This is a genomic window from Polynucleobacter sp. MG-28-Ekke-A2 (genome assembly GCF_035012985.1).
GTDB lineage: Bacteria > Pseudomonadota > Gammaproteobacteria > Burkholderiales > Burkholderiaceae > Polynucleobacter.
Genome location: NZ_JAYGQU010000001.1, coordinates 170,275 through 182,674, shown reverse-complemented (window position 1 = coordinate 182,674; position 12,400 = coordinate 170,275). Strand labels below are relative to the sequence as shown.

At 46.0% G+C, this 12,400-nt stretch carries 10 protein-coding genes; 6 read left to right on the top strand and 4 right to left on the bottom strand.

The features are described 5' to 3' along the window. Nucleotides 1-21 precede the first annotated feature (21 nt). Genes glyS through VC188_RS00960 form a run of 3 tightly spaced genes read left to right on the top strand, consistent with a single transcriptional unit; the run spans nt 22 to nt 3,471 of the window. On the top strand, nt 22-2,160 hold the full coding sequence (gene glyS / locus VC188_RS00970) for a glycine--tRNA ligase subunit beta (RefSeq protein WP_216190569.1): 2,139 nt from the start codon (nt 22-24) through the stop codon (nt 2,158-2,160). Continuing rightward, nucleotides 2,157-2,729, top strand: a complete 573-nt coding sequence (gmhB, locus tag VC188_RS00965) for a D-glycero-beta-D-manno-heptose 1,7-bisphosphate 7-phosphatase (RefSeq protein WP_215321028.1) — start codon at nt 2,157-2,159, stop codon at nt 2,727-2,729. The genes glyS and gmhB overlap by 4 nt, the downstream gene beginning before the upstream one ends. A 7-nt stretch (nt 2,730-2,736) precedes the next feature. Continuing rightward, nucleotides 2,737-3,471 carry a lysophospholipid acyltransferase family protein gene (locus tag VC188_RS00960; protein ID WP_215321029.1) on the top strand — a complete coding sequence of 245 codons (735 nt, stop codon included), beginning with the start codon at nt 2,737-2,739 and terminating at the stop codon, nt 3,469-3,471. Nucleotides 3,472-3,519: 48 nt separating this feature from the next. Here VC188_RS00960 and rsmA read toward each other — a convergent pair whose 3' ends face one another. Genes rsmA through VC188_RS00940 form a run of 4 tightly spaced genes read right to left on the bottom strand, consistent with a single transcriptional unit; the run spans nt 3,520 to nt 9,270 of the window. Further along, the gene (rsmA, locus tag VC188_RS00955; RefSeq protein ID WP_323482738.1) at nt 3,520-4,296 is read right to left on the bottom strand and encodes a 16S rRNA (adenine(1518)-N(6)/adenine(1519)-N(6))-dimethyltransferase RsmA; all 777 of its coding nucleotides are present in this window, start codon (nt 4,294-4,296) and stop codon (nt 3,520-3,522) included. Nucleotides 4,297-4,299: 3 nt separating this feature from the next. Then, the gene (gene pdxA, locus VC188_RS00950; RefSeq protein WP_323482737.1) at nt 4,300-5,307 is read right to left on the bottom strand and encodes a 4-hydroxythreonine-4-phosphate dehydrogenase PdxA; all 1,008 of its coding nucleotides are present in this window, start codon (nt 5,305-5,307) and stop codon (nt 4,300-4,302) included. Further along, a complete protein-coding gene (locus tag VC188_RS00945) occupies nt 5,282-6,727 on the bottom strand; it encodes a peptidylprolyl isomerase (RefSeq protein WP_251368465.1) in 1,446 nt (481 codons plus the stop codon). The genes pdxA and VC188_RS00945 overlap by 26 nt, the downstream gene beginning before the upstream one ends. Before the next feature lie 8 nt (nt 6,728-6,735). After that, a complete protein-coding gene (locus VC188_RS00940; protein ID WP_323482736.1) occupies nt 6,736-9,270 on the bottom strand; it encodes an LPS-assembly protein LptD in 2,535 nt (844 codons plus the stop codon). 33 nt (nt 9,271-9,303) lie between these two features. Here VC188_RS00940 and VC188_RS00935 point away from each other — a divergent pair, with 33 nt between their 5' ends. The 3 genes from VC188_RS00935 to VC188_RS00925 are packed head-to-tail and all read left to right on the top strand — an operon-like array spanning nt 9,304 to nt 12,392. Beyond that, the gene (locus VC188_RS00935) at nt 9,304-10,305 is read left to right on the top strand and encodes an aminoglycoside phosphotransferase family protein (RefSeq protein WP_215321034.1); all 1,002 of its coding nucleotides are present in this window, start codon (nt 9,304-9,306) and stop codon (nt 10,303-10,305) included. 10 nt (nt 10,306-10,315) lie between these two features. Beyond that, on the top strand, nt 10,316-11,032 hold the full coding sequence (gene murU, locus VC188_RS00930; protein ID WP_215321035.1) for an N-acetylmuramate alpha-1-phosphate uridylyltransferase MurU: 717 nt from the start codon (nt 10,316-10,318) through the stop codon (nt 11,030-11,032). Beyond that, a complete protein-coding gene (locus VC188_RS00925) occupies nt 11,025-12,392 on the top strand; it encodes an aminopeptidase P N-terminal domain-containing protein (RefSeq protein ID WP_251368466.1) in 1,368 nt (455 codons plus the stop codon). The genes murU and VC188_RS00925 overlap by 8 nt, the downstream gene beginning before the upstream one ends. Nucleotides 12,393-12,400: the final 8 nt, after the last annotated feature.

Here is a 12,400-nt window from a genome sequence, read left to right as displayed (position 1 = left end):
CGAGATTTCTGCATTCCACTTATGAGCACATCTAATTTAAAACCTCAATCAGCGACTTTATTGATCGAGGTATTTACCGAAGAACTGCCACCTAAGACTCTGCGTCGCTTAGGTGATGCATTTAGCGAAGGCATCTTTGCAGGACTCAAAACAGCCGGCCTTGCATCAGAATCATCGAGGATGACCGGCTTTGCAACCCCGCGCCGTTTAGCCGTTCAAGTCACTAACGTTCTTGATCAAGCGCCCGACTACCCTGTGCGGGAAAAATTATTACCTACTAGCATTGCATTTGACGCTGAAGGCAAGGCAACCCCACCACTACTCAAAAAATTAGGCGCTCTTGGGTATGGGGATATTGATCTTGCCACTTTAGAAAAAGCAGGCGAGGGTAAGAATGAAGCCCTGTACCTTAATGTCATTGCTAAAGGTGCTGCGCTTGAGAAAACTGCACAGGCTGCGCTTGAGCAAACATTGAGCAAGCTGCCCATTGCAAAAATGATGCACTACCAAGTGCTGCAAAAGGATGGTCAATTGGCCGACGTGCAATTTGCTCGTCCTGCCCACCGCATCATTGCACTACACGGCGACAGTACTTTAAAAATCAGTGCTTTGGGTATCGATGCGGCCAATCAAACCGAAGGGCATCGTTTCCTGGCTCCTGGTCTCATCACTATTACGAATGCAGACCAATACGAGACCACTTTGCAGTCCAACGCGAAGATTATTCCTAGCTTTAATCAGCGTCGGGCGCAAATTGAAGCGGCCCTATTAAAAGCGGCTGGCGATGATTTGGTATTGATGCCGGATAGCCTTCTAGATGAAGTAACAGCCCTTGTTGAGTGGCCGGCCATCTATGAATGCCATTTTGATCAAGAGTTCTTAGAAGTGCCTCAAGAATGCTTGATTTTGACCATGCAAACCAATCAAAAGTACTTTGCATTAACAGACAAGCAAGGCAAATTACGTAATCGCTTCTTGATTGCTTCTAATATTGAAACAGGTAAGCCTGATGCCATCATTTCAGGCAATGAGCGCGTTGTACGCCCACGCTTGTCCGATGCTCGCTTCTTCTTCCAACAAGATCAAAAGCGCCCTTTGGCTTCTCGTGTGGCAGATCTTGGTAAGGTGGTTTATCACAACCAGTTAGGCAATCAGCTAGATCGCACAAAGCGCGTTCAAGGGTTAGCTGTAGGTATCGCCAAAAAACTGGGTGCCGATGAAAAGCTAGCATCACGCGCTGCAGAAATTGCTAAAACAGACTTACTAACCGATATGGTTGGCGAGTTTCCGGAGTTGCAAGGAATCATGGGGCGCTATTACGCTACTCATGATGGCGAGAATGCTGATGTTGCTAGTGCTTGCAGCGAACACTATATGCCGCGCTTTGCCGGCGATGCTTTGCCACAAACCCAAACTGGCACGATCTTAGCCATTGCCGACAAACTAGAAACATTGGTTGGCATTTGGGGTGTTGGACTTGCCCCTACAGGCGATAAAGACCCGTATGCTCTGCGTCGTCATGCCTTAGGTATTTGCCGCTTGCTCTTGGAAAAGAATCTTTCACTCAATTTGCCTGAATTAATTGAATTAGCTCGTGCGCAGTTTCCCCAAGCGGATGTACAAGAAAAAGCAAAGGCTGCCGATATCTATGCCTTCATCATTGATCGCTTACGCGCCTATTTGCGAGACCAATCAGTTGCTGGTAAAGCATTTACTAGCGCCGAGATTGATGCTGTCCTGAGTCAAGACCCAGCGCAAATTAATGATTTAATCGAGCGCTTGACTGCCTTGCGTGAATTTAATGCTCTGGCAGAAGCGGCTCAGCTCGCTGCTGCTAATAAGCGCATTAGCAATATTCTAAAGAAAACCACTACCGCTATTCCTGTAGCGTGTTCAGCCAAATTACTGCAAATTCCTGCAGAGGCAACACTACACAAGGCATTGGAAGCGGTGACTCCTGCACTCAATACCGCTTATGAGAAGCGTCAATTTGTTGAACTCTTAAGAGCGTTGGTCGCCTTGAGCGGACCAATTGATCAATTCTTTGCGGATGTGATGGTCATGGATCCTAATCCTGAGCTACGTGATAACCGCTTAGCCCTCCTGCAACAACTTCACCAGAAAATGAATCTCGTTGCCGATCTCGGCAAATTAGCATGAGCTCCAGCTCTTCTAAATTAGTCATTCTTGATCGCGATGGCGTGATCAATGAAGATCGCGATGATTATGTAAAGTCAGTGGACGAATGGCTTCCCCTTCCAGGAAGCTTAGAGGCGATAGCACTACTCAATCAAGCGGGCTATCAAATTGCCTTGGCAACCAATCAGTCAGGTCTTTCCAGGGGCTACTTCACAGTTAATGATCTACATGCCATGCATAGCAAAATGGAGGCTTTGCTAAAGCCATTAGGTGGTCATATCGACAGCATCTTCTTTTGCCCCCATCAAGATTCACATCAATGTGATTGCCGTAAACCGGCCCCAGGAATGATGAAAGAAATTGCATTGCGCTACAAGAGGATAGATAGCATCAAACCACTGACAGGCGTTCCTATAGTGGGGGATTCTTTACGGGATCTCCAGGCTGGCGTAGCCTTGGGAGCTTCACCCCACCTAGTGCTCACCGGCAAGGGTGAAAAAACGCTTACAAAAGGTGATCTACCTGAAGGCACGCAAATTCATGCTGATCTACTGGCTTTTGCAAATGCACTTTTAGAAAATAAGGTTTAGACCCATCGTGAAATTGATTCGCTCCATCCTCTTTGCCTTATTTTTAGTTATATTCACGCCCATTTGGTCAGTGCTATGCATGTTGGCCTTTCCATTCCTAAGCCCAGAAAACCGTTACACATTTATTGGGCTCTGGAACAAAATCGTTATCGCCCTATTAAAGCCATTGTGCGGCATTCATTATGAAATCCGCGGCATAGAGAATATGCAGGCCGTACTCAATGAACGCGTCATCATCTTAAGTAAGCACCAGTCCGCTTATGAAACCATTGCGTATATCGCACTACTGCCAAAACAACTTTGCTTTGTCTTTAAGCGCGAACTACTTTGGATCCCATTTTTTGGTTGGGCACTCGCCTTACTAAAGATGATCCACATTAATCGTTCTAATAAGCAGACAGCAGCCCATTCTGTAGCGACTCAAGGTCGTAAACGCTTAAGTGAAGGTAAATGGATCATGCTCTTTCCAGAAGGCACTAGAACTCCTATTGGATCAACGAAGCCTTACCGCAAAGGTGGGGCACGCCTTGCGAATGCTACAGATGCACTAGTGATTCCGATTGCACACAACGCTGGTCGTTGCTGGCCGAAAAATAGCTTTGTCAAGGAACCGGGCACAGTCATCTTTTCAATTGGTCCAGCAATTAGCTCAACCAATAAATCAGCAGAAGAGCTCCAACGGGAAGTAGAAGGCTGGATTGAAGCTGAAATGCGCGTGATTGACCCCAGCGCTTATAAATAATTCACTAGAAGGCAGTAATTCAGTGCTGAGTCAGGACTGAATATTGATTTATGAGGCTAGAACTTTAGCCCACTCGATATAGCGGTCAACGGAAATATCCTGGGCTCTCGCCTTAAGCTCTATCTCCGTCAAACTCAATCTGTCTGAAAAAGCACTCAAATTAGTCCGCAACATTTTTCTTCTTTGGGAGAAGGCGGCGGCAACTACTTTTTCCAATGAATTCCATTGAGCATCAGTCAATGTAAAGTCCCTTCTTGGGATCATCCGCACTACAGCTGAGTTCACTTTGGGCTGAGGATCAAAAGCTTCAGGAGGCACCTCTAGCACTAGCTCCATGTCGTAACGGGCTTGTAGCATGACCGACAAACGACTGAAATCAGAACTTCCGGCCTTTGCAACCATTCTTTCCACCACCTCAGCTTGCAACATAAATACCTGCTCATCAATTGAGGCCGCAGCAGAAACCAAATGGAACAATAAAGGCGAAGAAATATTGTATGGAAGATTACCAACCACTTTACATAAACCTTGCTTGGTCGATCTATTTTGAGCCCATGTCAAAAAGTCAAACTTGAGCGCATCACCCTCAATCACTGTGAGGCTTTTGAGATTTTTCTCATTCCAAAAAGCCACCAAATCACGGTCAATCTCCAAAAGATCTAGGTGATCAAGATTGCTCAGTAAAGGAAGGGTTAGCGCACCCAGGCCAGGACCAATCTCAATGACATGCATATCCGCACCAGGATTGATAAGCGCAACAATAGAATAAATAATTCCATTGTCCTGCAAAAAGTTTTGGCCAAATCGTTTGCGAGCGCGATGCATGTTTTAGACTTGCTTTCGTTTATTCAGAGCCAACTTATATGCCAAACGCAAAGCCTCAAGCATGCTCTTAGAGTCCGCCACACCTTTACCGGCGATATCCAAAGCGGTTCCGTGATCTACAGAAGTGCGAATAATGGGCAATCCTAAAGTGACATTAACGCCATTACCAAAGGTCACAAACTTAAACGGCGCGAGTCCTTGATCGTGATACATCGCAATAAAAGCATCTACTTGTGCAACAGATTCTGGATCAAACATTGTGTCGCCAGGATAAGGGCCAGAAACATGGATTCCCATCTTCTTGGCTGCTTCAATTGACGGTGAGATGGCATCAATCTCCTCTCGGCCCAAATAACCTGACTCTCCTGCATGTGGATTTAAACCCGCCATTCGAATGATGGGCTTAACGATTCCGAATTTCTGCTGTAAATCTTGATTGACGATTTGAATCGTTTCCAATATCAAGTCATAACTCACCGCTGGCGCAACTTCCTTTAAAGGAAGATGAGTTGTGACGAGAGCAACACGTAAATCCCTGGGTACCTTGAGCCCCAAAAATCCAATGGGCAATGGTGCGCACAACATCATCACCACATGAGAAACCTTGCAGCGCTGTGCTAGGTATTCCGTATGCCCTGTAAATGGCGTACCAGCCTCATTAATAATGCTTTTTTGAAGAGGCGCAGTCACCATGGCGTCAAAGCGCCCTTGCTGACAACCATCAATCGCCTGATCTAAAAGATTCACCACATACTGAGCGTTTTGCGAATTCAAACTACCCAAAACAACAGGGGCTCCCAGGGGAAAGGATTGGATTTGTAATCGACTAGATAACTCTGAGCTAAGCCCCTTAGATAATGTCAATAACTGGTCGTTACCCAATAAAGTGATGCGAGCATCTGCATGTTCACGTAGAAACTCCAGCGAAGCAGCTAAAGAAACTTCTGGCCCGACGCCGGCTGGTTCACCTGTAGTTATAACGAGATTAACGAGGTGCGCTGCTTGCTGCATCTTCCACGTTCAGAATTTTTACAGTTGCGTTATCACGCAGCTCACGCATCCACTCTTGATAAGCTTGCTCAAACTTTCTCTCACGGATTGCTGCTTTTGCAAATTGACGCTGCTTTTCAACGGTCAGCTGGCCTTCGCGACGCTCTAATACCTGAATTAGGTGCCAACCAAACTCGGTTTTTACAGGGTTACTAACTTCGCCAATTTGTAAGCGATTCATAGCTTGCTCAAATTCAGGAACCAAATCTCCAGGACTCATCCAACCTAACTCACCGCCATTTGCCGCAGATCCATCTTCAGAATATTTCTTTGCAAGTTCCGCAAAGTCCGCAGTCTTTGCCCGCACCTGATCACGGTAGCCCTGCAAGCGCCTCTCTGCATCTTGATCACTTAACCCAGGACGACTTCTTAACAAGATGTGGCGAGATAAAGTTTGGGTAATGGGAATATTTTGCGGGGTAGGTGAACCGGCATCAGATGCTGTAGCTTGTTGTTGAGGAGTGCTAGCGCCTGCTGCACGGCGATCTAGAACTTTGAGCACATGGTACCCAGCAGGACTTTTAACAACTGTATTAGCAACCTGGCCACCACCAGTATTACGAATAGCCTCATAAAACAATTGCGGCAAACGATCAGGAGTACGGTAGCCCAACTCTTGAAACTTAATCTTTGGATTATCTTTTGCAGCCATTGCACCTAGCTGCAGAAAATCGACATCCCCACGAGCATCCTTTAATAGAGCGTCCGCTTTCTTTTTTGCTTCAGCCTGAGCCCCCGCACCGGCACCGGTATCAACCGGGATAAAGATTTGCGCTACATCAATTTCCTCCGGCTCGCCGTTAGCTGCTGGAGTTGACCGTGGCGCACCGCCTGATGTCATGGCACGAGTACGCTCGGCAATGAAGTTATCTATCTCAGCATCTGATATTTTGAGCTTACCCTCAACTTCGCGCTCTCGATAGCGGGTAACGATGACATCATCGCGCAAGGTCTCCTTATAACGCTCAAACGTAGTCCCAGTAGCGATTACCTTAGCTTTAAATTCTGCATAACTTAGCTTGTTCTTGGCGGCAATGTCACCAATAATTCTGTCCAACTCCTTATTGGTAACCTTAACCCCTTCTTGATCAGCATTTTGCAGTTGGATTTTTTCTAAAATGAGTCGATCTAAAATTACCTTACGCAGTGAACCATCTTCAGGTAATTTCACACCTTGTTTTTTAAGTGCAGCAATTCGGTCATCAATCTCTTTACGGGTTACATAACCCGTGTTGACAACTGCAGCTACGCCATCAATATTACGAATTTTGCTTTCGGCAATAGTATTCGTCTTTGCCGAATCCTGGGCAAAAGCAATATTCACAAATAATCCAATGCCAATTAAAATGGCATGAATACTAATTTGTTTAAAACGTTTCATACAAAGCATTATTGATAGTTCTCGTATGTTGAAGGTGGTATAGGCTTGGAAGTAGGCATATATCCGGGAACATTTAGCTTCATGATATCAACAGGATTGCCTCCAGCGCTACCAAAGCCCTTAAATTCAACCTGAAAGAGCACCTGAGTGGTGGTTATTTGCGAAGTATTTAAGACTTGGGAGTAAGCCCCACGGAAAGTCCAGCAGTCCCTGCTCCACTCCAAGGCCACTAAGGAGTTCAAAGTCTTAGTAGTCAAGGCATCATATCCCCAACGTCCTAAAACAGAAACCTCACGGGTAATAGGCCACTGCCCAGAAATATTGTATTGATCCGTTGTCGTTTGAGCCAGGGTTGCTGGAGTTGGACCAAAAGCCTGCGTGGGAGGAGACCAAACATTCCGGTATCCGAAATTTAAACTCCTGCCTTGTGTTGGGCGCCAACTACCACCAACAGTGGTTTGAACAAAACGATTGAGCTGAGTGTTGTACTGGCCGAAAACGTCTGCACTGAAATTGCCAAGTAAACGTACCGAACCAGAACCCAGAGTGTCTAAATAAGTAGTGGGATTCACAATAGTGCGGTTCAAGCCAACCTTTTGCCCCGTGAACTGCTGCTTTTGAGCAAGTGTTACGTTCGCACGTTCCGCTCCAGTATTAGCCTCAATCATGCGACTGGTTAAACCAAGGGTGGTGGCATTACTATCTGCAATACGATCATTACCAACAAAAGTATTTTCACTGAAAATTTGGGAAACACCAAAACCAGCATCAGTCGTATCAAACAGGGGTGTCTGCGATTGATTTTGATAGGGCGTATAAACATAGAAAGCGCGCGGCTCCATTGTCAGCAACATATCACGGCCAAAGAAGCCCTTTAATTCAGCAGCATCCCTTTCAAACGCCAGGCCCGAATCCAGACTAAATGTTGGGATCGTAAAGCCTTGCGGTGGGGGTGCAGCGCCTAGAGGATTGGCACTAGTAACTGCAGCAGTAGCAGCATAAGTATTAGACTGAAAACTGACCTTTGGAGTGATGTAGTAGCCCGGAGTAATCTGCGGTAGAGCCATTGCACCCTTAATAACAGTTCGATCCGCTTGACTATATAAGTATCCAGCCGGGGCATAAGCTAAATTACTATTTACGTTATACGCAAAACGAGTGTAATCCGTAGAAAAGGTGGTGGCAGGGCCTGTTGGCAACGTCACATACTTACCACTGACATCTGCCACCGCTGGAGTAAGTCGATTGTTGTAGGACGCATTAATATTCGGCAATACATTGTAGGGAGATTGCACTGGGGCAGTTAGGTCAGGCTGCAAGGTCTGGAAGGTGATTGCTTTTGCTGAAACATTCCAATTACTTAAACTTCCCGTTAGCCCTTTCGTGGTCCCAACCTCTTGGCGAAACTGACTTGTAACGGCTCCTGCAATACTTTGCGAGAAATCCGTTGGATATAAATTGTCAGAAACACGGGACATATTTGCATAACCTGACCATGCGCCTGGCATCGGAATGCCGCCAGGACCTACACTCCCACTAAATACTTGTCGTTGTTGCCAGTCATACTTCCAGCGACTGGTGCCGGTTTTTTTGTCGTATGACATATATTCACCCATCGCAGTTCCGGAGTACTGAGTATCTAAGAAGCGATATTGCGCGCCGAGCATTGCACCGCGATGATTCATATAGCGGGGCAATAAAAGCAAGTCACGATTAGGGGCGATATTGACGTAGTAAGGCTGGGTAATATCAAGGCCGTTATTAGAACTGTAGCCAGCGACCGGAGCAAGTAAACCAGTGCGACGTTGTCCTCCAGTAGGCGCAGTGAAATAAGGAACATAGGCAATAGGCACATCAAAGAAACGCATCACACCATGGGTCCCTACCATCTCCTTTTGCTCATTATCGATTTCTAGAGTGCTGGCAGAAAAATACCAATCCATGTTTTGCGGTGTACAGGTGGTGTACGTTGCTTTATCAAAAACAAAGATATCGGTATTTTCAATCGTTAATTTTTTAACCTGGCCATTACCGCCGTTATCCCTCAATTCATATTCGGCTGTCTCCATAGAGCCCTCGCGCGCATCAACCTTGAAAGTTCCTTTGGGCCCTTTAAAAGTTACATTCCCCTTAGAGAGCTCCACATTCCCTAATAAATCGGCAACGTCGGTGTCGGGGTTATAAGTAATTTCATCCGCTTTAACGACCCCACCATTGCGGCGAATTTGGGCTCGTCCTTGTAAATGCATATCACGATCAACAACTCCATTTACTGAATCGCTTGAAGTAAAGGTTAAAGCCTCTCCATCATTAATGGGCTTACCGACCCGCAGCTGATCATCCAACTTTAAAACAGTGACATTGCCGCGATCTGGCAATAAAACGGTATTGGTATTAGCTTGTGCATTTGCAGGCAAAGGAGCAGGTGCTTGAGCACGTCCGCAGAGGGCAAATTGAAGCAATGCCACCCCCATCAATACGCGCAGGGTTACATGCAAAAAAAGAGGGGCGCAAAGGCCGGCGCGACGGCGATAATGACTCATAGATCCAGACCCGCCTTATTATACGAATCGACCATGACTGACTCACGCTTAAACACCCTCCGTAACTGGCTAAAAGCCCTAGAAGCTAGCTGGCAATTAGATCTCGACTCTTTGGTGCCAGCCTCGGCTGACGCCAGCTTTCGACGCTATTTTCGAATTGAGTCCAAAAAGCCCAATTTTGGGACTTTGATCGTAATGGACGCCCCGCCCCAACATGAGCCTTTGGATGCCTTTATAAAGGTCGATTTATTACTCGCTGAGGCTGGTCTAAATGTGCCAAAAATCCTAGAGCAAAATCTTGCTGAAGGCTTCTTGCTCTTAAACGATTTAGGCACTAAAACCTACTTAGCCGAGCTCAACAATGAAACGGCTGATTATCTTTACAAAGATGCAACTCACGCTCTAGTGCTCATGCAATCAGCAAGCAAACCAGGGGTTTTGCCAAACTATGATGAAGCGCTATTACAACGAGAATTAGATTTATTTCCAGAGTGGTATCTAAAAAAGCATCTCAATATCAATCTGAGCGAACAACAAACAGAACAGCTCAAGAAATCTTTTGAGTTCATTATTGAAAATAATTTAGCTCAAGCTAAAGTGTATGTTCATCGTGATTACCATTCTCGCAACTTAATGGTGACTGAAAAACGTAATCCTGGAGTAATTGACTTTCAGGATGCAGTTTACGGACCTATTACTTATGATGCTTCTTCACTGTGGCGTGATGCCTATATTGCATGGCCCGAAGAATGTGTGATTGATTGGGTTATTAAATTTTGGGAGGATGGTCGTAAAGCAGGATTGCCAATGCCAAATGATTTTGGACAGTTCTATCGTGACTTTGAATGGATGGGCTTACAGCGCCACCTTAAAGTTTTGGGCATTTTTGCAAGACTCCTTCATCGTGACGGCAAGGATGGGTACATTAAAGATATTCCACTTGTGTTGGAATACGCTATTGCAACAGCGAACCGTTATATTGAACTAAAACCATTAGCCCGGATTCTGGAATCTACTCGCATAAATCAAGCGTAATTCATAAACCATGAGTCAGCTCAATCCCATACCTTGTTTTTTACTAGCGGCTGGACGCGGCGAGCGTATGCGCCCCCTGACGGATGATTTACCCAAGCCTTTACTCGCTATTCAAAAAAAATCTTTGCTGGAGTGGCATTTGGAAGCGCTGGCAAAGGCAAAGATTCAGGATGTCGTGATTAACCATGCTTGGTTGGGTGAAAAAATTGAGGCAGCCCTAGGTAATGGAGATCAATTTGGTCTTCACATTAAATACTCTCCGGAAGGCAGGGCCCTTGAAACCGCTGGGGGTATTTGCAAGGCGCTCCCCATCATTGCACCCAAAGACTACTTCTTAGTCATTAATGGGGATGTATTTAGCCCGAAGCTACCAATTACCCAGCTTTTGGAAGCAACCTCCAAAATGCGAATGGACGAAAGCAAGCCTTTGGCTCACCTATTAATGGTCCCCAACCCAATCCAGCATCCTGAAGGAGATTTTTACCTCCAAGGTTCGGTGGTTGGAAACACCCAATCACTTGGAGCAGAAAAGCTCACCTTCTCTGGAATTGGGATTTATCACAAAGACCTCTTCCAAGACTTGGAATTCGGTACCCCAGCTAAGCTCGCGCCCCTATTAAGAACTGCCATGGAGCAAAATAAAGTGTCTGGTGAAAAATATCTCGGTCCATGGCACGATGTAGGCACACCACAACGCTTACAAGAGCTTAATGCAGCATATGAATAAAACTAACATTTATCAGCTTCGTAGAAACCAATTAGCAGAACAAATCTTTGCCAAGACTGGCGGAGGTATTGTTGTCATCTCAACTGCTCCTGAACTTTCTCGCAACCGTGACAGTGAATTTCCTTATCGTCACGACAGCGACTTTTATTATCTGACGGGTTTCGAGGAGCCGGGCGCAACACTCGTCATGAAGGTTGGTAGCTATGGAAAAAACTTCCAACTGCAATCCCACTTATTTTGTAGACCCAAAGATTCTGAGCGAGAAATTTGGGATGGCATTCGCCTTGGGCCTGAAGCAGCACCGGACGCTTTGGGTATTGACTACGCATATAGCAACCAAGAGTTAGATCAAAAACTCGGTGACTTACTGGCTGATCAAGATGCGGTATATATTCGCCTTGCTGAGAGCGCCGAAGCCGATAGACGCCTACGTCACTGGATGAAACAGGTGCGTGGACAAGCACGTTCTGGTGTAAATCCACCATCAGAATTTCATGATGTTGAAACGCTGATTCATGAAATGCGTTTATTTAAAGATGTAGATGAAATTGATATCATGCGCCGAGCTGCAGAGATCTCCGCTCGTGCGCATATCCGCGCTATGCAAGTCTGTAAGCCTGGCCTACGTGAATATCAACTTGAAGCTGAATTACTACATGAGTTCCGCAATAGCGGTTCGCAAAGTGTTGCCTACAACAGCATTGTTGCCGGTGGTGCAAACTCTTGCATTCTTCACTATCGCGCAGGCTCAACTGAATTACGTAGTGGCGAGCTTTGTCTGATTGATGCGGGTTGTGAACTCGATGGTTATGCATCAGACATTACACGTACCTTTCCAGTCAATGGGAAATTTACGGGACCGCAACGAGCTTTGTATGACATCACATTAGCCGCGCAAGAAGCTGCGATTGCGATGACCAGGCCTGGCAATACATTTATGCAGCCACATGAGGCGGCACTTAAAGTGCTGACCCAAGGTCTGCTGGATGAAAAGCTTCTCAAACTTTCAGAGTTGGGTTCTTTAGAAAACGCCATTGAGACTGGCGCCTACCGTCGTTTCTACATGCACCGCACGTCCCACTGGCTGGGCATGGATGTCCACGATGTAGGCTCTTATCGTGAAACCGCCCAAAACCTATCAAGCGAAGAAAAGCCTTGGCGCATCCTAAAAAGCGGCATGGTGATTACGGTGGAACCAGGCCTCTATATCAGACCTACTGATGATGTTGATCAGGCCTTTTGGAATATCGGCATTCGTATTGAAGATGACGCTGTCATCAATGATTTTGGGTGTGAGTTGATTTCTCGAGGCGTACCTGTCACAGCCGATGAAATCGAAGCACTCATGAAGAATGCTTAAGACCGCCA

What these genes read in the sequence shown, in the direction of transcription:
- glyS (WP_216190569.1), top strand. Translation starts at nt 22, where the DNA reads ATGAGCACATCTAATTTAAAACCTCAATCAGCGACTTTATTGATCGAG.
- gmhB (WP_215321028.1), top strand. Translation starts at nt 2,157, where the DNA reads ATGAGCTCCAGCTCTTCTAAATTAGTCATTCTTGATCGCGATGGCGTG.
- rsmA (WP_323482738.1), bottom strand. Translation starts at nt 4,296, where the DNA reads ATGCATCGCGCTCGCAAACGATTTGGCCAAAACTTTTTGCAGGACAAT.
- pdxA (WP_323482737.1), bottom strand. Translation starts at nt 5,307, where the DNA reads ATGCAGCAAGCAGCGCACCTCGTTAATCTCGTTATAACTACAGGTGAA.
- VC188_RS00945 (WP_251368465.1), bottom strand. Translation starts at nt 6,727, where the DNA reads ATGAAACGTTTTAAACAAATTAGTATTCATGCCATTTTAATTGGCATT.
- VC188_RS00940 (WP_323482736.1), bottom strand. Translation starts at nt 9,270, where the DNA reads ATGAGTCATTATCGCCGTCGCGCCGGCCTTTGCGCCCCTCTTTTTTTG.
- VC188_RS00935 (WP_215321034.1), top strand. Translation starts at nt 9,304, where the DNA reads ATGACTGACTCACGCTTAAACACCCTCCGTAACTGGCTAAAAGCCCTA.
- murU (WP_215321035.1), top strand. Translation starts at nt 10,316, where the DNA reads ATGAGTCAGCTCAATCCCATACCTTGTTTTTTACTAGCGGCTGGACGC.
- VC188_RS00925 (WP_251368466.1), top strand. Translation starts at nt 11,025, where the DNA reads ATGAATAAAACTAACATTTATCAGCTTCGTAGAAACCAATTAGCAGAA.